The organism is Cupriavidus sp. KK10 (genome assembly GCF_018223725.1).
Lineage (GTDB): Bacteria > Pseudomonadota > Gammaproteobacteria > Burkholderiales > Burkholderiaceae > Cupriavidus > Cupriavidus necator.
Map to the genome: position 1 here is coordinate 5,921,049 of NZ_CP073677.1, position 22,889 is coordinate 5,943,937.

The following is a 22,889-nucleotide window of genomic DNA, read 5'->3' on the forward strand; positions in this document are numbered from 1 at the left end:
CGTCCTCTTGCTCAGAAACGGCCCACGGTGCCGGCACGGCGCACCACCGGCCGGTCTTCCTTGCGCGGCGACGGCCACAAGCCGGCCGGGCGGTACAGCATCACCACCACCATGGCCAGGCCGAACAGCAGCTGGCGCAGCACTTCGGCATCGACCACTACATGACCGAAGATGGCGTGCTGGACCGGCTCGGCCACCACGCGCAGCAGCTCCTGGAAGCCGACCAGCAAGATGCCGCCCAGGATCACGCCCGGGATATGGCCAATGCCGCCCAGCACAACGATCGCCAGCACGTAGATGGACTCCCACAGCGTGAACGATTCGGGCGAGACGAAACCCTGGAAAGCGCCGAACACGGCACCCGAGCAACCACCGAAGGAGGCCCCCATGGCGAAGGCCAGCAGCTTGATGTTGCGGGTATTGATGCCCATCGCCTTGGCGGCGATCTCATCTTCGCGAATCGCCACGAAGGCACGGCCGATACGCGAGTTCTGCAGGCGCAGGCAGACGAACACGATGACGATCACCAGCGCGACCAGCAGGTAGTAGTACATGAACACCGGCGTCAACTTGAGCCCAAAGATCTCGTGCGTTTTGGAAAAGTCGAAGCCGAAGATATGGACCGGGTCGATCGCGGTGACGCCCTTCGGGCCGTTGGTGATGTTCACCGGACGGTCCAGGTTGTTCAGGAAGATACGGATGATCTCGCCGAAGCCCAGTGTCACGATAGCCAGGTAGTCGCCGCGCAGCTTGAGCGTCGGTGCGCCAAGCAGCACGCCGAACGTGGCTGCCACCAGCACAGCGATTGGCAGCACAAACCACATGCTCAGGTGCAACCCCTGCGGGAACAGGGCGTGGATTGCCTCGAACTGGTTGGCCAGATGGGGCGAGCCCAGCAAGGCCATCAGATAAGCGCCCACCGCGTAGAACGCGATATAGCCCAGGTCGAGCAGGCCGGCAAAGCCCACCACGATGTTCAGGCCAAGCGCCAGCATGATGTACAGCATTGCAAAGTCGAGCACGCGCACCCAGTAATTGCCGCCCAGCGTCTGCACGAGGAACGGCGCGCACATGGCGACCACTAGGAAGGACAGCAGCGCGGCCAGGGTCTTGGCCGGTACTCGGGACGGTGCTGCAACCACCGCCGTGGATGGAATCGGGGTATTCATGGATTCTCTCTCCTCAGGCGCGCTCGGCAACACGTTCGCCCATCAGGCCGGACGGACGGAACACCAGAACCGTGATCAGCACGATGAAGGCAAACACATCCTGGTAGTTAGAGCCAAAGATGCCGCCGGTAAGGTCGCCGATGTAGCCGGCGCCCAGTGCTTCGATCAGGCCAAGCAGCATGCCGCCGACCATGGCGCCGGCCAGATTGCCGATGCCGCCCAGCACCGCGGCGGTAAACGCCTTCAGTCCCGGGATGAAGCCCATGTAGAAGTGGGCGTTGCCGTAGTTGGTGGCCATCATCACGCCAGCCAGCGCGGCCATCGTGCCGCCGATCATGAAGGTGGCGGAGATCACGAAATTCGGGTTGACGCCCATCAGGCCGGCCACCTTCTGGTTCTCGGCGGTGGCGCGCATGGCGCGGCCGAGCTTGGTGCGGTTGACCAGCAGCAGCAGGCCTCCCATCACCAGCACTGCCATTGCGATGATCGCAATCTCCTTACCGGTGATGGTGGCGCCGGTCGTGCCGATATCGATCGGCGCGGAAGGCAGCAGTTGCGGGAAGGTCAGCGGATTGCGCGACCAGATCATCATCCCCACTGTCTGCAGGATGATGGAAACGCCGATCGCGGTAATCAGCGGGGCCAGTCGCGGCGCATTGCGCAGCGGTCGATAGGCGGCCCGCTCGATAGTGAACGAAAGCATGGCGCAGACCGGCATGGCGACCAGCGTGGCGATGACCAGCGTCAGCCATTCGGGCAGCCCCGGGGCAATTTTCTGCAGACCAAGGATGGCTGACAGGGCGGTCAGCGCGCCGATCATCAGTACGTCGCCATGGGCGAAGTTGATGATGCCGAGAATACCGTAGACCATGGTGTAGCCCAGTGCGATCAGCGCATAGATGCTGCCAATCACCAGGCCGTTCACGATCTGTTGGATAAAGATATCCATGAAAACTCCTGCTTCTGCCCCGACCGCTCGGCATAGTGTAGATGCCAGGGTGGGCGTTGGTGTTTATGAGTGGTGTGGTGGGTAAGGTGGTTGCTGGTAAGCGGCCTGCCGCGTTCCGCCCATGGTAAGGGCGCTATTACATATGGCTAGGCTAAAAATAACGGCACCGCAAGGTACTCACGGTGCCGTCCATACATTCGGGCGGGTAAGCCCGAATTACATCTTCACGATGTCAAGCACGGACTTCTTCTTGTCCTTGTACTCGTACAGCGTGATGGTGCCTTCCTTCATGTCGCCCTTCTCGTCGAAGGCGATGTTGCCGATCAGGCCCTTGTAGTTGGTCTTGGGCATCTCGACCAGGATGGCGGCCGGCTCGGCAGAGTTGGCGCGCTTCATGGCGTCGACGATGACCATCACCGCGTCATACGTGAACGGGGCGTAAATCTGCACCGGCGCATTGAAGCGGGCTTGATACTTTTTCTCGAACTCGGCGCCCTTCTCCATCTTCGACAGCGCCAGACCTGCCTCGGAGCAGATGATGTTGGAGACCGCATCGCCGGCCAGTTCGGCCACCTTGTCGGTACATACGCCGTCGCCGCCGACGATCTTGGCGCCGATGCCGAGTTCCTTGGCCTGCTTGGCGAACGGGCCGCCGGTGGCGTCCATGCCGCCGTACATGATGACGTCCGGCTTCTTGCCCTTGATCTTGGTCAGAATGGCCTTGAAGTCGGTGGCCTTGTCGTTGGTGGCTTCACGCGCCACCACGCTCACGCCGGCTGCCTTGGCAGTCTTCTCGAACTCGTCGGCCAGGCCCTTGCCGTAGGCGGTGGCGTCGTCGACGATCGCCACGCTCTTGGCGTGCAGGCTCTTGGTGGCGTAGTTGGCCAGCGCCGGGCCCTGCTGGGCATCGGTGGCCACCACGCGGAAGGTGGTCTTGAAGCCCTGCTTGGTGTAGTCGGGGTTGGTCGCGGACGGCGAGATCTGCACGATGCCGGCATCGCTGTAGATCTTCGAGGCCGGGATCGAGGTGCCCGAGTTCAGGTGGCCGACCACCGCCACCACCTTGGTGTCGACCAGCTTCTGCGCCACGGCGGTGCCGGTCTTCGGATCGCCTGCGTCGTCTTCGCCGACGAGTTCCAGCTTGATCTTCTTGCCACCGATTTCCAGGCCGGTCTTGTTGACTTCTTCCACGGCGAGGCGGGCGCCGTTTTCGTTGTCCTTGCCAAGGTGCGCAATGCCGCCGGTGAGCGGTGCCACATGGCCGATCTTGACGACGACTTCGCCGCCGCCCGCTGCAGGAGCTGCTGCAGCCGGCGCCGAAGACGCCGCATCAGCCGGCTTCTCTTCCTTCTTGCCGCAAGCTGCTACGAGCGCCACTGCGGCCGCAATCGGCAGAATCTTGGCAAACGTGATTTGCATGAGTGATCTCCTAGGATTCACGAAGACAGGGATTTTCAACGCCTCCCGGACGTTTCCCTGGACCGCCTTTGTTTAGTTTCAATTTGAAACGCGCGCATTGTATCCCCTTTCTTAGTCGATGCAATACGCGACGCAACATCCTTAACCATTTACCGACCAAATGAGCTAGGGAATTTCCCCAATGCACAGATTGCGGCAATTCCCGCTCACATGACGCGGCCGCCTCACCTACTTACAAGAATCGTGCCTGCGCCGCCCGGTGAGGCGTATAAGCATCGCCAGCACCACCTATAATGCGCCTTTATTAATTAGGTGTTTCATTTAAATTCAGTTGCGCCCATCTCTAATGTGCAGAATGTAGCGCCGCACCATAATAGGGAAAACCCCAGACCCGGGGATTACCCTGATTTGTCTGGTCAGCAGGACAGCCATGTTATTACCGGCACCATCCTCGTGCATTATTCGCACCGGCCGGCTGCAATTCGGGCGCACCAAAGACAAAGGGCGCCGCATCAAGCGGCGCCCTTGTTCAAGGCAAGGCTGGCAGGCGGGCGCAGCCCGCACCCATCAGGCGGCGGCGCTGGTTGGCAGCAGTCCGCGCGGCAGCGGGAACGCCATGTTCTCTTGAATGCCGTCGAGCGGCCGCACCTGGCGCGCACCAAGTTCGCGCAGGCGGTCAACGATGGACTGGGCCAGCGCCTCGGGCGCCGAAGCGCCGGCGGTCAGGCCGATACGGCGCTTGCCGGCGATCCATTCGGGGCGCACCTGCTCGGGGGCATCCACCATATAGGCCGGCACACCCAGGCGCTCGGCCAGCTCGCGCAGGCGGTTGGAGTTGGAACTGTTGGGGCTGCCCACCACGATCACCACCTCCACCTGCGGCGCCATGAACTTCACCGCGTCCTGGCGGTTCTGCGTGGCATAGCAGATGTCCTGCTTCTTGGGCTCGCGGATCTGCGCGAAGCGCGCCTTGAGCGCGGCCACGATCTCGCGGGTCTCATCCACCGACAGCGTGGTCTGGGTCACGTAGGCCAGCTGCGACGGGTCGGCAACCTGCAGCGTGGCGACGTCGGCCACCGACTCCACCAGCAGCATGCCGCCGCTGGCCTGGCCCATGGTGCCCTCCACTTCCGGATGGCCGCGATGCCCGATCATCACGATCTCGCAGCCCTCGGCGCGCATTTTGCTCACCTCGACATGCACCTTGGTCACCAGCGGGCAGGTGGCATCGAACACGTGCAGCCCGCGCGCGGCGGCGTCGGCGCGCACTTCGCGCGACACGCCGTGGGCGCTGAAGATGACGGTGGCGCCCGCGGGCACCTCGTCGAGCTCGCGCACGAACACCGCGCCCTTGCGGCGCAGGTCGGCCACCACATAGGCGTTGTGGACGATCTCGTGGCGCACGTAGATGGGCGCGCCGAAGCGCTCGAGCGCACGCTCGACGATCTCGATGGCACGGTCCACGCCGGCACAGAAGCCGCGCGGCTGCGCCATCAGGATTTCTGCGTCGGGTGCGAGGGTCAGGTCAGGCATGCTGCGGTATCAGGATGGTTCGGCACGCGTGCGGCGTGCTCAGAGAATGCCGATCAGCTGCACGTCGAACAGGATGGTCTGCCCGGCCAGCGGATGGTTGAAGTCAAAGAGCGCAGCGGTCTCGCCGATCTCCTTGAGCACACCCGCGTACTTGCCGCCGCCGGGCGCGTTGAACTCCACCAGGTCGCCCGGGCTGTAGTCCTCTTCGAACGAACTGTTCTCGCGCAGCGTGGCCAGCGACACCCACTGCAGCAGCTCGGGGTTGCGCGGGCCAAAGGCCTGCTCCGGCGCTAGCCGGTAGGTCATGCGCTCGCCTTCGGGCATGCCGAACAGCGCCTGCTCCAGCGTCGGCGCGAACTGGCCCTGGCCGAGCAGCAGCGTGGCGGGTTTCTCCTCGAACGTGCTGACAACCTCGGTGCCGTTCTCGAGCGCGATGCTGTAGTGCAGGGTCAGGAAAGAGTCAGCCTGGACAGTCTTGCGGCTAGCCGTGCCGCCGTCGGTTTCCGACGCGAAAGTTTGCAAATTCATGGGTGATCAACCGGTGTAGGGTAGGAGCAGGCCATCGCTGGCCCACTCCCCCCTAAGAACCGTACGTGCGGGTTTCCCCGCATACGGCTCAAGCCTTCTCAAAATACCATCAAATCAATGGCACCGGCTTTACAACAGAAAGCCCGTGGTTATGCACTTGGACGTGACAGTTCGGATGCAGCAGCACGCGGTTCCTCAGAGCATCGGAGCCACCGCGTACGCGGTACTCGATGTGGTGGTCATGCCACCCAGTCTCCTTGGTCATCTTGCACTGACACAGAGCACACAAGCCCCGCTGAGACATGTACAGCTTTATCCACTGCTTGCGGTGCGCCATGCTGTCAAGCAGCCGCTCCTGTCGCAATGTTTCACCATACACTTCCTGCGTCGGATCAAAGGGGTTGTAGTCCCCTTTGACTTTCTTGTGCCTTTGGATGGGCGTGCTCGCGAGCGAGTACAACTCAACCCATACCTCACTATCGACATCTTTCACTACCGTGGTGCCAAACACCCAGTTGCGCTGACCGACTGAAGCGAAGTACTTCTTTCGCACCCAATCCGCCTTCTTACCTGGATGTCGCCGCTTGGCCCACCGCCACAGAGCACGAAAAATGTCGTGCCCCAGACGGTTGAAAGCCGCCTTCGCCACTACGGCGCGGTGATACTGCGCCCAACCTCGTAGCATCGGGTTCAGCAGTCGAACTAGCTCTGTCTGCTTCACCGTCTTGTTGGCACTGATGACATCCTTTACCTTGCGATAGAACGTCTGCACGTTCTTCTTGCTCGGCTTGATGAGCAGCGTTCCGGAGTACTTCCGGAAATTCCACCCAAGGAAGTCAAAGCCGTCGGCTATGTTGACGATCCGCGTTTTCTCCGTTGATAGCGTCAGCCCCCGTACCGCTAGGAACTGTTCCACCCACGGCTTCACTTCGCTTTCCAGGATCTCAGGCGTGCTGCCTGTGATCACGAAGTCGTCCGCATAGCGCACAACGTTCACTTTCAGCTTTCGCGTGTTGGCGACGCCTAGCTTCTTCTCGAAGGAAGCAACCAGTTGTCGTTCCAACCCGTTCAGCGCCACGTTTGCCAGCGTCGGGGAGATGATTCCTCCCTGCGGCGTTCCGGCTTCGGTCGCCTGAAACTGGCCCTGAAATACCACGCCAGCTTTCAACCACTTCCGCAGGATCGCTCTGTCCATCGGGACGTTACGTTCCAGCCAGTCGTGACTGATATGGTCAAAGCAACCTTTGATATCCGCCTCCAGTATCCATTGGGCCGAGTGCCCCCTGGACAGGTTGACGAATAGCTGTGACATGGCATCCGCCGTAGAACGGTTGATCCGGAACCCATAAGAGTTCGGATCGCTCGTCCCTTCGGACACCGGCTCCAGCGCCAGCAGGTGCAAAGCCTGCATGGCTCGATCCAACATGGTCGGAATGCCTAGTGGGCGCTCCTTCCCGTTGGCCTTGGGAATAAAGACCCGCCGCAATGGCAGTGGCCTGTACCCCCGGCGCTTCAACCTCCCGATGGCTTCCCACCGGGCTTCAGGCGAGTCCCACAGTACGCGATCGACGCCTGCCGTTCGCTTACCTTGGTTCTCCGTCACTCGCTTTACCGCCGATGCCTTGGCGGAAAACGAGCGGGTCAGAGACCGTTGCAAGGCTTTCACCCTGCGCCAGTCCCCTTCCTGTGTCGCCTTCGCAATTCGGATCTGCATTGCCCGGACGTTCCGTTCCACTCGGCGCCAATTGATGGCATCCCAGCGTTGCGGTGCGCCGGAGAGCGCAGATTTATCCTCGCGGATCAATGCTTCCATGCTGCTCTCCTATCTTGAGGTCTTCCCCAAAACGCAGAGACAACATGCCCCCTGAGGGGCATATTGCCCCTCAGGGGAAGAAATTTCGGTTTCAAGCGGGTTAGCCAGTCGTCCTGCGACGAAAGACCAGTTGGAAGTCTGCCCGCTTTCGCGTGAGGTGATGTCTCAACCCCTATCCGAACCATTACAGCCCGGCGTTCGCTTCCTCCAACCTCCCATACCCGCACAGCCAACAGCGTTCCTTACGGTCCGCCTGCCTGAGCCACACTGCACTCCGGCAGCCATACGGGCTTACCACGTTCCCTGCACGCTACAAGACCGGGTTAGGGTCTGCCTATTCGCCGATGGTCTAGTGACGACGTGCTCCGAATGTTGAGCGGAGCAACCGACCAAATACCGTTTTGGTTAGTGCCTGTCAGCAGCTTTGGCACCGCAATACTCACGACGTTTATCAGCAGTTCACTTCCGTTACCCATACCAGTCAGCCTAGCTCCTCGACCCCGTTGCTGCTCGGAGCCTCTGCCCGAAGACCTCGCGATCCTGGGACACCCTTGCGGGGGCTACATTGTCAGGAGAGCTTCATACCCCACCGTTACCAGTGACGCATGTCTCCCTAGGCTACTGCTAGTCGCATAGCAGGTTCTCTATCAAAGCGCCCTCGCGGACGTGTTTGACCGAACCATAGCGTGCAGAGCTTTCGCTCCGCCCGAACCCTACCTGCCGGTCCAACTGGACCGGAAATGCAAATGCTCCGCCTTGTGGGCAGATGACATTCGCCCACTTGGCGTTGTGGCGGCCTGATGACCGCGTACAAACTTGATGCCAGACTTCGGCATGTACCAACACTGTCCCTTCTTGGAAGAGGGGACAGATACCCCGCCCAAAGGCGTGGTTCGCGCCTGTGGGCGGGTACTGGCTGGTAAGCCAGTACTGCAAGCAACGCTTTTCAGATACCTCTGAAAAGTGAGCAGGCGCTAGCGGCGTAAGCTATGGTGGACTTCGTTTCGCTAGCAGGTGGGAGCAAGCTCCCAAGGTCGATGCGTCTGACGTGACGCGGACGGACACGAGTGTGCGTGTCGCACCAACAACCCGTATTGTATTCGACTGGCCCATCGCCCGCCGCCCCGGGCCCGGCCTCACCCTCATCACGGCGTGACTACCCTGGAGTGCTCATGACCATTGCCAACTGGCCCGCCTGCGAGCGGCCCCGCGAGAAACTGCTGGAAAGCGGCGCCGCCGCCCTGTCCGACGCCGAGCTGCTGGCCATCTTGCTGCGCGTGGGCGCGGCCGGCAAAAGTGCCGTGGACCTGGCACGCGAGCTGCTGCACCGCTTCGGCTCGCTGACAGCCCTGTTCGCGGCCGAGGGGCGCGCGCTGACCAGCATCCGCGGCATGGGCGAGACCAAGTATGCCTAGCTGCAGGCCATTCCGGAGCTGGCACGGCGCGCGCTGGCCGAATCGCTGCGGCTGCCCACCCGCTTCGACTCCCCGGCGGCGGTGCGCAACTACCTGCGCCTGACGCTGGCATCGCTGCCGCACGAGGTGTTCCTGTGCCTGTTCCTGGATCCGCCCAACCGCATGGTGGCCAGCGAGGAGCTGTTCCGCGGCACCCTGACGCGCACCGCCGTCTACCCGCGCGAGGTGGCGCGCCAGGCGCTGGTGCATAATGCGGCCGGCATCATCGGCGCGCACAACCACCCGCGCGGCACCACCGCTGGCCGACTGCTGCGACCGCCCGCCCGGGCTGTGACGCCAACGCCACGGCACCGGCAGCGCAGCAACACCAGATAACGTCAAAGCACAGAAGGCATTGATTCGGCGAGGGAATCCGGTCTATAATGCCCGTTTTGCTGAAGTCTCAACCGCTGCAGTCCGGGCCCGCGCGCCTTTTGTTGATCTGTTGCGAACATTGTCCACGAATAGAAGATTTAGGAGTGCTTCATGGCACGCGTCTGTCAAGTGACCGGGAAAGCGCCGATGGTCGGCAACAACGTTTCCCACGCAAACAACAAGACCAAGCGCCGTTTTCTGCCCAACCTGCAGAATCGTCGTTTCTTCGTTGAATCCGAAAACCGCTGGGTGAGCCTGCGCGTCTCGAACGCCGGCCTGCGCCTGATCGACAAGAAAGGCATCGACTCCGTGCTCGCCGACCTGCGCGCACGCGGCGAAGTCTAATTAGGAGCACATCATGGCAAGCAAGGGCGGCCGCGACAAGATCAAGCTGGAATCGACCGCAGGTACGGGTCATTTCTACACGACCACCAAGAACAAGCGCACCATGCCGGAAAAGATGGAGATCATGAAGTTCGATCCCGTCGCCCGCAAGCACGTCGCTTACAAGGAAACCAAGATCAAGTAATTGATCCCGGTTCCCGCCAGAAAGCCCCGCCATGCCGCGGGGCTTTTTGTTTTTTTCCATGCGGTGCTGGTGCGATAGGCGACCACCGCACCCGCGGCACTGATGCACGGCATGGCGGGCAGGTGTAGACTTTCCCGTTTCCCCCATCTGCCAAGCGCCCCCCGGCGCATCTCCGCATCATGAATTTCGACGTCGCCATCGTCGGCAGCGGCCTGGCCGGCCTTACGGTCGCACTGCAACTGGCCGACACCCACCGGGTGGCCATCCTCAGCAAGCGCGCCATGACCCAGGGCGCCAGCGACTGGGCGCAGGGCGGGATTGCCGCCGTGCTGGATTCCGGCGACAGCCATGACGAGCATACGCAGGACACGCTCGTCGCCGGTGCGGGGCTGTGCGACGAAGAGGCCACGCGCTTCATCGTGGAGCACGGGCGCGAGGCCATCCAGTGGCTGATCGACCGCGGCGTGCCGTTCACGCGCGACGAGCAGGCCGAACTGGGCTTCCACCTGACGCGCGAGGGCGGCCACAGCCGCCGGCGCATCATCCACGCCGCCGACGCCACGGGCCACGCCGTGGTCAGCACGCTGCTGCAGCAGGCGATGCAGCATCCGAACATCACCATCCTGGAAGACCACTTCGCGATCGACCTGATCACCTCGCGCAAGCTGGGCCTGCCGGGCAACCGCTGCTACGGCCTGTACGTGCTGGACGACAGCACCGGCGCAGTGCATACCCTCACCGCCACGCACACCGTGCTGGCCGCGGGCGGTGCCGGCAAGGTCTACCTGTACACCACCAACCCGGATACGGCCACCGGCGACGGCATCGCCATGGCCTGGCGCGCGGGCTGCCGGGTGTCGAACATGGAATTCATCCAGTTCCACCCGACCTGCCTGTACCACCCCTACGCCAAGTCCTTCCTGATCTCCGAAGCGGTGCGCGGCGAAGGCGGCCTGCTCAAGCTGCCCGACGGCACCCGCTTTATGCCCGAACACGATGCGCGCGCTGAACTGGCGCCGCGCGACGTGGTGGCGCGCGCGATCGACTTCGAGATGAAGAAGCGCGGCCTGGACTGCGTCTACCTGGACATCAGCCACCAGCCCGAGTCCTTCCTGAAGGAACACTTCCCGACCATCCACGCGCGCTGCCTGGAGTTCGGCATCGACATCACGCGCGAGCCGATTCCCGTGGTGCCGGCCGCCCACTACACCTGCGGCGGCGTGGTCACCGACACCGCCGGGCGCACCGATATCGGCAACCTGTACGCCGTCGGCGAAACCGCGTGCACCGGCCTGCACGGCGCCAACCGGCTGGCCTCCAACTCGCTGCTCGAATGCATGGTGATCGGCCGCGCCGCGGCCGAGGACATTTCGTCCAAGGACAAGGCCGGCCTGCCGGACATCACGCTGCCGGCCTGGGATGAAAGCCGCGTCTCCGATGCCGACGAGGAAGTGGTGGTGTCGCACAACTGGGACGAGCTGCGCCGCATGATGTGGAATTACGTCGGCATCGTGCGCACCAGCAAGCGCCTGGAACGCGCCCAGCACCGCATCGGCCTGCTGCGCGAGGAGATCGCCGAGTACTACGCCCACTTCCGCGTCACCAGCGACCTGCTGGAGCTGCGCAACCTGGTCGAAGTGGCCTCGCTGATCGTGGACAGCGCCTACTCACGCCATGAAAGCAGGGGACTGCATTTCAGCCGGGACTATCCGGATGCACTGCCCAAGGCGCTGCCAACGGTGATGCAGCCGCCAGCCGCAAGGAAGCGCTGAGCGCTGGCCAGGCAAAGAAAAACGGGGTGGCGCCGCAAGGCCCCACCCCGTTTTTCTGGTATCGCGCGAAGCGTCAGCCGATGATCCGCAGCGAATAGTCCGTCGCCCGCACGTCCTTGGTCAGCGCACCGACCGAGATCCGGTCCACGCCGGTTTCGGCAAAGGTGCGGATGGTGTCGGCATTGACGCCGCCCGACACCTCCAGCAGCGCCCTGCCCCGGTTGAGCCTGACCGCATCCTGCATCATCGGCACGGTGAAGTTGTCGATCAGCACCGACTTCGCGCCGGCCGCCAGCGCTTCTTCCAGCTCGGCCAGCGATTCCACCTCGATCTGCACCGACGCGCTGGTATCCAGCGCCAGCGCCGCCTGCATGGCCGCGCTGATGCTGCCAGCCGCGGCGATGTGGTTTTCCTTGATCAGGATGCCATCGTACAGCGCCAGCCGCTGGTTCTCGCCGCCGCCGATACGGACCGCGTACTTCTGCGCCAGGCGCAGGCCCGGCAGCGTCTTGCGCGTATCCAGCACGCGCGCACGGGTGCCGGCGATCAGGTCGGCATAGCGGCGCGTGGCGGTGGCCACGCCCGACAGCAGCTGCAGGAAATTCAGCGACGGGCGCTCCGCCGTCAGCAGCGAGCGCGCCGGACCGGTGATCTCGCAGACCACCGAATCGGGCGCCATGCGGGCACCTTCCTGCTGCAGCCAGCGCACTTCCAGCGCCGGGTCGACTGCACGCATGCAGGCATCGAACCAGGGCTGGCCGCATAGCACGGCGGACTCGCGCACGATCACGCGTGCGCGCGCCGCCTTGGCCGCAGGTACCAGCAGGCCGGTCAGATCGCCGCTGCCGACATCCTCGGCAATGGCGGCCTGCACATTGGCTTGCAGCGCGGCCTGCAGCGCCGGGCCATAGCTGTCGAAAATCGGGTTCACGCTCATGCCGGGCCAATCCCCTGGAACAGCGCCTGTTCCTTGGCCAGGTCTGCCGACGGACGCACATTGCGCTTCTGCGCGGCGGCGAAGTCCAACATGCGGTTGATGCAAGTCACCGCCTGGCGCCCGGTCACCGGGTCGACATGGATCTCGTTGCGGCCGGTTTCCAGCACCTCGGCCAGGTTGGTGAGCGCGTTCATGGCCATCCACGGGCAGTGCGCGCAGCTCTTGCAGGTGGCGCTGTTGCCGGCCGTGGGCGCTTCAATGAAGTGCTTGCCGGGCGCCGCCATGCGCATCTTGTGCAGGATGCCGTTGTCGGTGGCGACGATGAACTCGGTCGCGTCCAGCTTCTGTGCGGCCTCGATCAGCTGCGAGGTGGAGCCGACCACGTCGGCCTGCGCCACCACGTTTTCCGGCGATTCCGGATGCACCAGGATCTTGGCGTTGGGGAATTCGCGGCGCAGCAGGTCCAGCTCGATGCCCTTGAACTCGTCGTGCACCAGGCACGAGCCCTGCCACAGCAGCATGTCGGCACCGGTCTGCTTCTGGATATAGCTGCCCAGGTGCTTGTCCGGCGCCCACAGGATCTTCTTGCCCTGCGCATGCAGGTGCTCGACGATCTTCAGGCCGATGCTGGAGGTCACCATCCAGTCCGCGCGCGCCTTCACGGCGGCGCTGGTGTTGGCGTAGACCACCACGGTGCGGTCCGGGTGCGCATCGCAGAAGGCGGCGAACTCGTCGGCCGGGCAACCCAGGTCGAGCGAGCAGGTCGCGTCCAGGTCCGGCATCAGCACGGTCTTCTCGGGGCTCAGGATCTTGGCGGTCTCGCCCATGAAGCGCACGCCCGCCACCACCAGGGTCTGGGCCTCGTGGTCGCGGCCGAAGCGGGCCATTTCCAGGGAGTCGGAGACGCAGCCGCCGGTTTCCTCGGCCAGGTCCTGCAGGTCGGCGTCGACGTAATAGTGCGCCACCAGCACCGCATTGCGCTCCTTGAGCAGGCGGCGAATACGTGTCTTCAGGGACTGGCGCTCGTCGGGCGTCAGCACCGGCGGCACCTTGGCCCAGGCATGGGCCACGCAGCTACCGCCAGTGGCGTTTTCGGCATCCGACAGGTTCGGCTTTTCGAACTCGACGGTCTTGATCGATTGTGGGGTCATCTCCGGTACTCCTCTAGACCTCCGCCAGCAAGGGTGCGGCCCGGCCAGAATATTGGGGAGTTTATCTAAAACAAAAGCCCCGCCATGGGCGGGGCTTTGTCAAACCATACGGCGCGGCCGAATTGTATCAGGCGTAGCGGCGCAGGCGCAGCGAGAAATCTTGCAGCGCCTGGATGCCACTGGCCTCGGCACGATGGCACCAGGCCTGCAGCTGCTGCAGCAGCTGCTCGCGCGTCAGGTTGGAACGGCCCCAGATGGCGGCCAGTTCACGGCGCATTTCGACGAAGGTCTGCAGCGCCTTGTTCTGTTCGACGATGCTGGCGAGCTGTTCGCGCTGCGGCGCGGCCAGCTTGGTTTCCTCGCGGTGGAACCACTTGCTGGCCGGCTTGAAGCTGCGGTACTCGGCCACGCCGCCTTCCTTGAGCTTGTCCAGTTCCTGGCGGAACGCGCCCTTGACGGCCTTGGCGTAGCGCGCCATCACGTCATAGCGGTTGGCGATGATCGCTTCCAGCGTGTTGTGGTCAACCGGGCGGGCTTCCACCAGGCGCGCCTTGGGCGGGGTCTTCTTGACCTTGGCCAGGCCGACTGCCTGCATCGCGCGGATATAGCCCCAGCCCACATCGAACTCATACCACTTGATCGAGAACTTGGCCGAGGTCGGGTAGGTGTGGTGGTTGTTGTGCAGTTCTTCGCCACCAATGATCAGACCCCACGGCGATACATTGGTCGAGGCGTCCTCGCAATCGTAGTTGCGATAACCCCACCAGTGGCCAAGGCCGTTGATGATGCCGGCGGCATGGATCGGGATCCACAGCATCTGCACCGCCCACACGGTCATGCCGATCACGCCGAACAGCGCCAGGTCGATGATCAGCATCAGGCCGACACCCTGCCAGCCGAAGCGCGAGTACACATTGCGCTCGACCCAGTCATTGGGGCAGCCATGGCCGAACTTGGCGATGGTTTCCTTGTTCTTGGATTCGGCCCGATACAACTCCGCGCCCTCCAGCAGCACCTTGCGGATGCCGCGGGTCTGCGGGCTGTGCGGATCTTCTTCGGTTTCGCACTTGGCGTGGTGCTTGCGGTGGATGGCGGTCCACTCGCGCGTGACCATGCCCGTGGTCAGCCAGAGCCAGAAGCGGAAGAAATGCTGGGCGATCGGGTGCAGATCCAGCGACCGGTGCGCCATGCAGCGGTGCAGGAAGATGGTGACGCCGGCGATCGTGATATGCGTCATCACGAGCGTGTAGATGACGATCTCCCACCAGGTCCAGTTGGCAAGGCCGTTGGCGGCCCAGTCAAGAATAGTGTCGAACAAACTGTTCTCCGTCAGTTAAACAGGGACTTTCCCGTGCAGCCCGGCGGGGCCGGTGCACGCAATGCGCAGAAAAAAGGCTGCGAATCCAAGTGATTGCGATAGCTTTCTGGCGCCTGCCACGGGACCCGAAGTCATTCCGGGCTCCCAGGCACACGAGTCTCGCGCCGGCGCTGGGATGACCCTCCGCGGGCGGGACAAGGTACGAGCCGCTGCAATCTGGCGGCTGTCTGATGTGGGAGCGTGCGCTGCAACCTTAGCTGCAACCCGCGACAACCCGGCATTCTACCGGATCGCGCGACGCGCAAGCATACGCTATTTCCCGGATTTTGACGGGGTGCAACGGTTTTCGTTCCGTGGGTGGCGCATGCTGCGCCCGCCTGGCGGCCTATGCGGCACTCGCCGCATTCGCCTCCGCTACGATGTTAGATGGGGGCAGATCGGCACCGGGCAAGGGTGCTCCCCCCAGCACGCGGAGTTCGCGCTGCGGATAGGGGATGGAAATCCCATGCTCGCGGAGCGTGCGCCAGATCGCGCGGTTCATCGCGGACTGCACGCCCAGCTTGCCGTTCTGCGGATCGGCCACGAAGACCGCGACCTCGTACTCGATGCCGCTGTCGGCAAACAGCACCAGGAAAGCGGCGGGCTCCGGTTCGGGCAGCACGCGCGGCAGGTTGCGCACGCACGCGGTCAGCAGCGCGATCACCGTTTCCGGATCGGCGTTGTAGTCTGCCTGCACCCGGGTAGCCACGCGCACATTGGTGTTGGAGAACGAATGGTTCTGCACCGGCTGCGCCACCAGCTGCTCGTTCGGCACCAGGGTTTCGCCATCGCCGTTGCGCACCACCGTGTAGCGGGTGCGGATCTGCGACACGATGCCGGTGTACTTGTCCACCGTGATCTGGTCGCCCAGCTTGACCGAGCGGTCCAGCAGGATGATGAAGCCGGAGATGTAGTTGCTGGCGATCTTCTGCAAACCCAGCCCCAGGCCCACGCCCAGCGCGCCACCGAACACCGACAGCACGGTCAGGTCGATCCCCACCAGCGACAGGCTCAGCAGCAGCGACACCAGCAGCAGCAAGGCCTTGGAGATGCGCGTCAGCACCACCTTCAGGTTGCCGTCGAGGTTGGTCGAGCGCATCAGCCGCTCTTCCAGCCAGGAACCGAACCACAGCGCCACCAGCACCGTCAGCAGGATCCAGACCACCGCCATCAGGGTGTCGGCCAGGTTGATCTTCTGCTTGCCGCCGATCGAGAAGCGCACGCCCTCCATCCACGCCACCACGTCCGCCAGCACACCCAGCACGTACAGCGCCATGCCGGCCCACACCAGCGTGGTCAGCACCTTCTCCACCAGCAGCAGCATGCCGTGCAGCTGGCCGCTGCCCGACATTACCCGGCGCAGCACATAGAAGGTGAAATTCAGGAAGGTGATGCCGAACAGCGGCACCAGCGCCAGGCGCAGCACGCTGATCGGGATCAGCGGCGCCAGCGCGAAGCGGGCGATCAGCACCAGCACCCAGCCGGCGAGCGGGAACATGGCGCGCTCGAGGCTGGCGGCGGCAAAGCGCACGGAGAAGCTTGAGCTTTCGTAGCGCGCTTCCAGGCGCCGCACCACGAAGCGCGCCAGCGGCCACGCCACCAGCAGGCAGCCGGCCAGTACCAGCAGCTGCCAGAAGAAGCCCGGCCCGCCTGCGTCGCGGATCAGGTCGTCCAGCATCTTGCCGAACATGGAATGGGAGGCCTTCAGGTCCTTCAGGCCGCCCAGGTCGGACAGGGTCTCACCGTTCATGGAGGAAACTCAGGGTTGGCGCGGCCGCCCGCGCGATCGGCGGGCGGCCCGGCAGGCACCGCCGCTCAGCTGGTGCGTTCCAGCACCGCGGCAAAGAAGCCGTCGGTCTGGTGCAGGTGCGGATACAGGGCAAACATGCCGTTGTCCGGCAGCCCGGTCACTTCGATCTTCTGCTCGGCCAGCACTTCGGCGGCCGGCACCAGGCGGAAGTTGGGGTGCGCAGCCAGGAAGTCGCGCACGATCTGCTCGTTTTCAGCTTCCAGCACGCTGCAGGTCGCGTAGACCACGCGGCCGCCGCCCTTCACCAGCCGCGCGGCCGAGTCCAGGATCGCGCTCTGCTTGGCAGTCAGTTCCAGCACCGACTCCGGCGATTGCCGCCACTTCAGGTCGGGGTTGCGGCGCAGCGTGCCCAGCCCGCTGCAGGGCGCGTCGACCAGCACGCGGTCGGCCTTGCCGGCCAGGCGCTTGATCTTGGCGTCGCGCTCGGAGTCGATCAGCACCGGGTGGACGTTGGACAGCCCGCTGCGCGCCAGCCGCGGCTTCAGGTTGGCCAGGCGCTTTTCCGATACGTCAAAGGCATAGAGCCGGCCGGTGGAGCGCATCGCCGCGCCGAGCGCCAGGGTCTTGCCGCCCGCGCCGGCGCAGAAGTCGACCACCATCTCGCCGCGCTTGGGTGCGACCAGGTTGCACAGCAGCTGGCTGCCCTCATCCTGCACCTCGACCAGGCCGTTGACGAAGATCGGCAGTTGGTTCAGCGCCGGCTTGCCGGCCATGCGGATGCCGGCCGGCGCCATCGGCGTGGGCTCGGCGCCCAGGCCGGCGGCCTGCAGCTCGGCCAGTGCGGCCTCGCGGCTGGTCTTGGCCAGGTTGACGCGCAGGTCCAGTGGCGCCGGACGCAGCAGCGCGTCGCCCAGGGCCGCCGCAAAGGCCTCGCCGTGGCCGCGCACCAGTTCATCGTAGAGCCACTCGGGCAGGTTGGCGCGCACGCGCGGCGCCAGGCTGGAGCGCTCGATCGTGGTCAGTCGGTCCAGCCACTCGGCTTCTTCGGGATGCAGGAACGGGGTCAGCGTGTCGCGGCCCAGGGTCGCGGCCAGGCCCAGCAGCGCCAGCCGGCGCGAGGTCGCGCCCGTGCCGCTTTCGGCAAACTGCGCAAACTCGACGCGCCGGCGCAGCACCGCGTAGATGGCCTCGGCGATGATGCCGCGCTCGCGGTGGCCAAGCTTGCTGTTCTCGCGGAAGTAGTAGCTCACCACGGCATCGGCCGGGCGCGCAAACAGCATGACCTTGCCGAGCAGGCGGTCGATATGCTGGATATGGGTGGCATGCAGGCCGCCGTGCGAGCGGACCGCGGCGCCGTCGGCATTGGGCGACTTGCGGATGGGGCTGCCCTTGCCCTTGCTGCGCACGGGGGCGCGTCCTTCGCTGCGCGGGGATCGGGTTCCTGCCTGGGTGCGACTCATGCCTTGACTCCTCCCGCCGGGGTATTGGCGGAGATGGCCATCAGCAATTGCGATTCGGCCGGGTTGATAACGTTGACTACGCCGTCCTGCAGTTGCAGGCGGTTCTCGACGAACCATTGCACGGCGCGAGGATAGATCACGTGCTCGCATTCGAGCAGGCGCGCGGCCAGGCTCTCGGGCGTGTCCGCGGGCTGCACATCAAGTGCAGCCTGGATCACGATCGGGCCATGGTCGAGTTCAGGGGTGACAAAGTGCACGGTGGCGCCATGCAGCTTGACGCCGGCGTCCAGCGCCTGCTTGTGGGTGTTCAGGCCCGGGAAGCACGGCAGCAGCGACGGATGGATATTCAGCAGCCGGCCCGCATAGCGGTCGACGAAGCCGGGCGTGAGTATACGCATGAAACCGGCAAGTACCACCAGGTCGGGCGCGTAGGCGTCGATGGCCTCGGCCAAAGCCGCGTCGAAAGCAGCACGGTCAGGGTGCTGGCGATGGTCGACCACGCCGGTTTCGATGCCCTGCTGCTGCGCGAATTGCAGCCCGGCGGCATCCGGCCGGTTCGACAGTACTGCCGCCACCCGGGCAGGCCAGCCGCCCCCCGCGCAGGCACGGACGATGGCTTCCATATTGGAGCCTCGCCCGGAAATCAAGATGACAATTTTTTTCATCGCGCAATTCTACCAAGGCAAGGCGCTAAACTCCGGTAAAGCCAACGCATTACGTGCTTAATTCACGAGAATCGGACAGGGCGCGATGTCTCTAACATGTGACGGCGTGACCGTACACCCCCGATTGATGGATTGTGACGCTTCGCCCCCTCTGCTAGAGTGGGCGCTACGTCCACGCGCCAACCCTGTGCCTGACACAGTGCTCGCCAAGAGCTGGTGACAACAAGGACGAAACGGGAATTTGAACGGGAATTCGCATGTCGAACGCTGCACCGACGTTGTTGGTGGTCGATGATCATCCTATGGCTTTGTCAGGCACTACGGCTTTTCTCGCCGAAGTCATGCCGGATGTGGCCGTCCATGCCGCCGGCAGTGCCCGCGAAGCCATGACAAGCCTGCAGCAGGGGTTGCGCCCCGATATCGTGCTGCTCGATATCTGGCTGAACGATGGCACGGGCTTCGACGCCATGCAGTCGTTCAAGACCGTCATTCCTGGCGCACGCTTCATCTTCATGTCCGCCGAGGCCACCCCCGAGATCGTCGGTCGCGCCCGCGCGCTGTCGGCCTGCGGCTTCGTCGGCAAGCACCTTGATGCCAATGCCTTCACCGCCGCGGTGCGCAAGGTGCTGGCAGGCGACACCTCCTTCCCCACCGATGAGGCCCTGAACGGCCGCGCGCAGTCGTTCGGGCCCGCCCACGGCATTCCGGTCACGCCGGCCGAACTCGGCCTGACGCCGCGCCAGGGCTCGGTGCTGGCGCTGGTGCTGGAAGGCCTGCCGAACAAGGTGATCGCGCGCCGCCTGGGGCTGACCGAGAACACCGTCAAGGAACACGTGTCGGCCATCCTGCAGCGCCTGGGCGTGCGCACGCGCATGCAGGTAATGTCGCGCATGGAGCGGTTCCGCCTGCGCCAGTAACGCAGGCCGGCACCCTTCGCCGTCCTCCCCCCGCCCTACGCCGGCCGCAGCCAGCGGCGCAGCAACAGCCGCAGCGAAGCCGGGTCCACCGGCTTGGGCAGCACGAAATACCCCGCCTCTTCCGCCGCCGCCAGCGCGGCGGATTTCAGGTCGCCGGTCAGCAGCGCGCTGCGCGCCTGCGGCTGCGTGTTCTGCCAGCGCTCGAGCAAATCCAGTCCGTTCTCGCTGCCGGGCAGGCGCAGGTCGCAGAAGATGATGTCCGGGCGCAGGCCCTTGGCAAACAGCTTGTCAGCCTCGGCGCCGTGCGCGGCGCAGGCCACGCGGATGCCCCAGGCCTCCATCAGCGCGATCCAGGCCTTGCGGATCTGGCTGTCGTCGTCGACCACCAGCACCGTGCCCTGCAGGCGGTCGGGCTTGGCCTCTTCTGCCTGCGCCATCGCGCGCATCTCGCGCACGCTGGCCACGGTCTCGGCCGGCACCGTCGCCAGCGCGAACCAGAACACCGAACCCTTGCCCGGCACCGAGCGCACGCCATAGGTGCCGCGCATCAGGCGCACGCATTCCTTGAAGATGGCCAGCCCCAGGCCCAGGCCCTGCGACGGGTCGCGCTGCGGGTTATGGACCTGGTAGTACGGCGAAAAGATGTCGGGCAGGTGCTCCGGTGTCACGCCGGCGCCGGTATCCCAGACTTCCAGCCGCACACTCTTGCGGCGCTGGCGCGCGGTCACCAGCACGCCGCCGCGCTGGGTGTAGCGCAGCGCGTTCTGCACCAGGTTGAACAGGGCCCGGCGCAACAGCACCGGCTCGGCCATGGCGTACAGCTCGTCGGGCACGCGCGGGGTCAGGGTCAGGCCGCTTTCGCGCGCATCGGCGGCAAACTGGCTCATCACGTCGCGGATCAGAGCGCCCAGCTCGCATGGCTCCAGCGTCGGCAGGACCTTGCGCCCTTCCAGCTTGGACAGGTCCAGCAGCGAACGGAACAAGAGGTCGATGGTCTGGGTGCCCGCCGCCACCTGCTCCACCAGCGGATGCAGCGCCGACGACTGGTTGCGCGCGCGCAGCGCCTCCACCAGCATCACCAGCGCATGCACCGGCTGGCGCAGGTCGTGGCTGGCGGCGGCCAGGAAGCGCGACTTCTCCTCGCTGGCATGCAGCGCGCGCTCTTTTTCCTCCTGGAACTGCTTGGCCAGGCGGCGGCTGTCGCCCTCGAGCTGGATGGCGCGCACCAGCGTGACCTGCAGGTTGAAGGCATGGCGCGACAGCATCCCCCCGTAGATCACCAGCAGTCCCTGCACATAGGCGCCATGGCCGGGGAAGGCGAATTCCGCCATCAGGATGTTGGGCACCAGGATCGGCACGCCGGCATAGACCAGGTTCGACGGCACCGGCGCCTGCGACACCGCGCCGCCAGCCAGTACCCCAAGGGTCAGCAGGTACAGCACGCTTGAGAACACCGCCGAGCCTGTATACAAATGCAGCAGTGCCGAGCTGCCCCAGGTCACGCCGGTCAGGAAGGCAACCGCGCGCATATTGTTCCACCACTTGCGCGTGTGCGCGGAACGGCTCATCGAGGCATGGTCGCGCTGGTAGCCGACGTAGAACCACAGGCCGCCGGCCGTCAGCAGCAGCATCACCGCGCACCAGCCGAGCAAGGCCGAGTGGCTCACGTCGTTCCAGAATCCCAGTGTGGTCAGCGCGGGCAGCAGCACCGAGGCCACGATTGCCGTAGGCGAGTTCTTGTGCACGATGGCCATCAGCTTGGCGCGCGTCTCGACGTCGAGCTGGGCGGTCGCCTGAGGCAGGACTCGGGGCAGGAGCCGGGAAAAGAACCGGTTGGGCAGCGCTTTCAAGTGTGGCTGGCTTGGAATGGGCGGATATCGGGGGCAGCAGGTGCCAGGGCCGAAGTGGAGCCGAAGTGGGCCATATCATGCCGCCTTTTGCGGCATCGCGCCATGCCGCGAGGGCCGGTTGCGGCACAAAAACAGCAGCGCGGCACCGGCCGCGGGCGGCGGGAGCGGCAAGCGGACCCATTCGCCTTATAATGCTCGCTTTACCTGAAACGTTTCCCGCCGTCCCCGTGAAAGTCTTCCGCGGCCTGCCCAACGCCGAAAGCCGGGCGCCCTGCGCGCTCACCATCGGCAATTTCGACGGTGTGCATCGCGGCCACCAGTCGCTGCTCGCGCGTGCGCGCGCAGCGGCCGACGCACGCGGCCTGCCGCTGTGCGTGATGACCTTCGAGCCGCATCCGCGCGAGTTCTTCACCCCGGACAAGGCCCCCACCCGCATCGCGCTGCTGCGCGACAAGCTGGAAAGCCTGCGCCGCAACGGCGTGGACCGGGTGGTGGTGGAACACTTCAACGCCCACTTTGCCGCCCAGTCGCCGCAGGCGTTCGTCGAGAACGTGCTGTGGCATGGCCTGCACGCGCGCTGGGTGCTGGTCGGCGACGACTTCCGCTTCGGCGCCAAGCGCGCCGGCGACTTTACCTACCTGCAGGAAGCCGGGCGTCGCTACGGCTTCGATGTCGAGCAGATGGGCTCGGTGTCCGAAGGCGGCATCCGCATCTCCAGCTCGGCGGTGCGCCAGGCGCTGGCTGACGGCGACCTGGAGCATGCCCGGCGCCTGCTCGGCCACGGCTATGCCATCAGCGGCCACGTGATCCACGGCCGCAAGCTGGGCCGCGACCTGGGCTTCCCGACGCTGAACCTGCGCATCTCGCACAAGCGGCCGGCAGTCAGCGGCATCTTCGTGGTGCAGGTGCATGGCATCGCCGACCAGCCCTTGCCGGGCGTGGCCAGCATCGGCGTGCGCCCCACCATCGAGGACGCCGGCCGGGTGCTGCTGGAAGTTCACCTGTTCGATTTCAAAGAGAACCTGTACGGCAAGCTGGTGCGGGTTGAATTCATGAAGAAGCTGCGCGACGAAGCGCGCTTCGACAACCTGGACCAGCTCACCGCCGCCATCGCCAAGGACAGCGCCGATGCGCGCGCCTTCTTCGGCCTGACCGCCCCGGGCGCGGCCGAAGGCAGCGGCGGGCGCGACTTCGCCACCTCCGCCACCGACCGAATTAGGTAGCGGCCGGCGCCTGCCCGCATGCCAGTGGCGCGGGCCCG

General features: G+C 64.8%; 18 protein-coding genes and 1 pseudogene. 6 read left to right on the forward strand and 13 right to left on the reverse strand.

What is annotated here, in order from left to right; genetic code table 11:
- Positions 1–11 precede the first annotated feature (11 nt).
- The 6 genes from KB879_RS27550 to ltrA form a co-directional block, all read right to left on the reverse strand.
- On the reverse strand, positions 12–1,169 hold the full coding sequence (locus KB879_RS27550; protein ID WP_211980248.1) for an ABC transporter ATP-binding protein: 1,158 nt from the start codon (positions 1,167–1,169) through the stop codon (positions 12–14).
- A gap of 13 nt (positions 1,170–1,182) precedes the next feature.
- Positions 1,183–2,118, reverse strand: a complete 936-nt coding sequence (locus tag KB879_RS27555; RefSeq protein ID WP_013957865.1) for a branched-chain amino acid ABC transporter permease — start codon at positions 2,116–2,118, stop codon at positions 1,183–1,185.
- 216 nt (positions 2,119–2,334) lie between these two features.
- Complete coding sequence (locus tag KB879_RS27560) at positions 2,335–3,537, reverse strand: branched-chain amino acid ABC transporter substrate-binding protein (RefSeq protein WP_013957866.1); 1,203 nt, start codon at positions 3,535–3,537, stop codon at positions 2,335–2,337.
- Positions 3,538–4,104: 567 nt separating this feature from the next.
- Positions 4,105–5,070, reverse strand: coding sequence for a 4-hydroxy-3-methylbut-2-enyl diphosphate reductase (gene ispH, locus KB879_RS27565; protein ID WP_013957867.1), 966 nt, complete (start codon positions 5,068–5,070; stop codon positions 4,105–4,107).
- A gap of 39 nt (positions 5,071–5,109) precedes the next feature.
- Positions 5,110–5,598, reverse strand: a complete 489-nt coding sequence (locus tag KB879_RS27570) for a peptidylprolyl isomerase (protein ID WP_211980249.1) — start codon at positions 5,596–5,598, stop codon at positions 5,110–5,112.
- 109 nt (positions 5,599–5,707) lie between these two features.
- Complete coding sequence (ltrA, locus tag KB879_RS27575; RefSeq protein ID WP_211980250.1) at positions 5,708–7,411, reverse strand: group II intron reverse transcriptase/maturase; 1,704 nt, start codon at positions 7,409–7,411, stop codon at positions 5,708–5,710.
- Positions 7,412–8,583: 1,172 nt separating this feature from the next.
- On the opposite strand from ltrA, the pseudogene radC reads away from it, so the two are divergent.
- The 4 genes and pseudogenes from radC (at position 8,584) to nadB (ending at position 11,541) form a co-directional block, all read left to right on the forward strand.
- Positions 8,584–9,201 (forward strand): annotated as a pseudogene (gene radC / locus KB879_RS27580) (DNA repair protein RadC).
- A gap of 150 nt (positions 9,202–9,351) precedes the next feature.
- Positions 9,352–9,585, forward strand: coding sequence for a 50S ribosomal protein L28 (gene rpmB, locus KB879_RS27585; RefSeq protein ID WP_006575661.1), 234 nt, complete (start codon positions 9,352–9,354; stop codon positions 9,583–9,585).
- A 13-nt stretch (positions 9,586–9,598) separates the two neighbouring features.
- Positions 9,599–9,769 carry a 50S ribosomal protein L33 gene (gene rpmG / locus KB879_RS27590; protein WP_010814980.1) on the forward strand — a complete coding sequence of 57 codons (171 nt, stop codon included), beginning with the start codon at positions 9,599–9,601 and terminating at the stop codon, positions 9,767–9,769.
- A gap of 179 nt (positions 9,770–9,948) precedes the next feature.
- On the forward strand, positions 9,949–11,541 hold the full coding sequence (gene nadB / locus KB879_RS27595) for an L-aspartate oxidase (RefSeq protein ID WP_211980251.1): 1,593 nt from the start codon (positions 9,949–9,951) through the stop codon (positions 11,539–11,541).
- Between the two features lie 73 nt (positions 11,542–11,614).
- Here nadB and nadC read toward each other — a convergent pair whose 3' ends face one another.
- The 6 genes from nadC to purN all read right to left on the reverse strand — a co-directional run bounded on the left by nadC (position 11,615) and on the right by purN (position 18,861).
- The gene (nadC, locus tag KB879_RS27600; RefSeq protein ID WP_211980252.1) at positions 11,615–12,478 is read right to left on the reverse strand and encodes a carboxylating nicotinate-nucleotide diphosphorylase; all 864 of its coding nucleotides are present in this window, start codon (positions 12,476–12,478) and stop codon (positions 11,615–11,617) included.
- Positions 12,475–13,629, reverse strand: coding sequence for a quinolinate synthase NadA (gene nadA / locus KB879_RS27605; RefSeq protein ID WP_013957872.1), 1,155 nt, complete (start codon positions 13,627–13,629; stop codon positions 12,475–12,477). The genes nadC and nadA overlap by 4 nt, the downstream gene beginning before the upstream one ends.
- A gap of 127 nt (positions 13,630–13,756) precedes the next feature.
- On the reverse strand, positions 13,757–14,947 hold the full coding sequence (locus KB879_RS27610; RefSeq protein ID WP_013957873.1) for an acyl-CoA desaturase: 1,191 nt from the start codon (positions 14,945–14,947) through the stop codon (positions 13,757–13,759).
- 385 nt (positions 14,948–15,332) lie between these two features.
- Positions 15,333–16,736 carry a mechanosensitive ion channel family protein gene (locus KB879_RS27615; protein ID WP_013957874.1) on the reverse strand — a complete coding sequence of 468 codons (1,404 nt, stop codon included), beginning with the start codon at positions 16,734–16,736 and terminating at the stop codon, positions 15,333–15,335.
- 65 nt (positions 16,737–16,801) lie between these two features.
- Positions 16,802–18,196, reverse strand: coding sequence for an RsmB/NOP family class I SAM-dependent RNA methyltransferase (locus tag KB879_RS27620; RefSeq protein ID WP_013957875.1), 1,395 nt, complete (start codon positions 18,194–18,196; stop codon positions 16,802–16,804).
- Positions 18,193–18,861, reverse strand: coding sequence for a phosphoribosylglycinamide formyltransferase (gene purN / locus KB879_RS27625; RefSeq protein WP_013957876.1), 669 nt, complete (start codon positions 18,859–18,861; stop codon positions 18,193–18,195). Before purN ends, KB879_RS27620 begins: the two co-directional genes overlap by 4 nt.
- Before the next feature lie 257 nt (positions 18,862–19,118).
- On the opposite strand from purN, the gene KB879_RS27630 reads away from it, so the two are divergent.
- The gene (locus KB879_RS27630) at positions 19,119–19,778 is read left to right on the forward strand and encodes a response regulator transcription factor (RefSeq protein WP_211980253.1); all 660 of its coding nucleotides are present in this window, start codon (positions 19,119–19,121) and stop codon (positions 19,776–19,778) included.
- Positions 19,779–19,813: 35 nt separating this feature from the next.
- On the opposite strand, the gene KB879_RS27635 is transcribed toward KB879_RS27630, so the two are convergent.
- Complete coding sequence (locus KB879_RS27635) at positions 19,814–21,628, reverse strand: hybrid sensor histidine kinase/response regulator (RefSeq protein ID WP_211980254.1); 1,815 nt, start codon at positions 21,626–21,628, stop codon at positions 19,814–19,816.
- A 227-nt stretch (positions 21,629–21,855) separates the two neighbouring features.
- Here KB879_RS27635 and KB879_RS27640 point away from each other — a divergent pair, with 227 nt between their 5' ends.
- Complete coding sequence (locus tag KB879_RS27640) at positions 21,856–22,851, forward strand: bifunctional riboflavin kinase/FAD synthetase (protein WP_211980255.1); 996 nt, start codon at positions 21,856–21,858, stop codon at positions 22,849–22,851.
- Positions 22,852–22,889 lie beyond the last annotated feature (38 nt).

Coding starts and splice junctions, on each gene's coding strand:
- ispH (WP_013957867.1), bottom strand. CDS start 5,070: ATGCCTGACCTGACCCTCGCACCCGACGCAGAAATCCTGATGGCGCAG.
- KB879_RS27615 (WP_013957874.1), bottom strand. CDS start 16,736: ATGAACGGTGAGACCCTGTCCGACCTGGGCGGCCTGAAGGACCTGAAG.
- KB879_RS27620 (WP_013957875.1), bottom strand. CDS start 18,196: ATGAGTCGCACCCAGGCAGGAACCCGATCCCCGCGCAGCGAAGGACGC.
- nadC (WP_211980252.1), bottom strand. CDS start 12,478: ATGAGCGTGAACCCGATTTTCGACAGCTATGGCCCGGCGCTGCAGGCC.
- KB879_RS27560 (WP_013957866.1), bottom strand. CDS start 3,537: ATGCAAATCACGTTTGCCAAGATTCTGCCGATTGCGGCCGCAGTGGCG.
- KB879_RS27550 (WP_211980248.1), bottom strand. CDS start 1,169: ATGAATACCCCGATTCCATCCACGGCGGTGGTTGCAGCACCGTCCCGA.
- rpmB (WP_006575661.1), top strand. CDS start 9,352: ATGGCACGCGTCTGTCAAGTGACCGGGAAAGCGCCGATGGTCGGCAAC.
- KB879_RS27555 (WP_013957865.1), bottom strand. CDS start 2,118: ATGGATATCTTTATCCAACAGATCGTGAACGGCCTGGTGATTGGCAGC.
- rpmG (WP_010814980.1), top strand. CDS start 9,599: ATGGCAAGCAAGGGCGGCCGCGACAAGATCAAGCTGGAATCGACCGCA.
- purN (WP_013957876.1), bottom strand. CDS start 18,861: ATGAAAAAAATTGTCATCTTGATTTCCGGGCGAGGCTCCAATATGGAA.
- nadB (WP_211980251.1), top strand. CDS start 9,949: ATGAATTTCGACGTCGCCATCGTCGGCAGCGGCCTGGCCGGCCTTACG.
- ltrA (WP_211980250.1), bottom strand. CDS start 7,411: ATGGAAGCATTGATCCGCGAGGATAAATCTGCGCTCTCCGGCGCACCG.
- KB879_RS27570 (WP_211980249.1), bottom strand. CDS start 5,598: ATGAATTTGCAAACTTTCGCGTCGGAAACCGACGGCGGCACGGCTAGC.
- nadA (WP_013957872.1), bottom strand. CDS start 13,629: ATGACCCCACAATCGATCAAGACCGTCGAGTTCGAAAAGCCGAACCTG.
- KB879_RS27630 (WP_211980253.1), top strand. CDS start 19,119: ATGTCGAACGCTGCACCGACGTTGTTGGTGGTCGATGATCATCCTATG.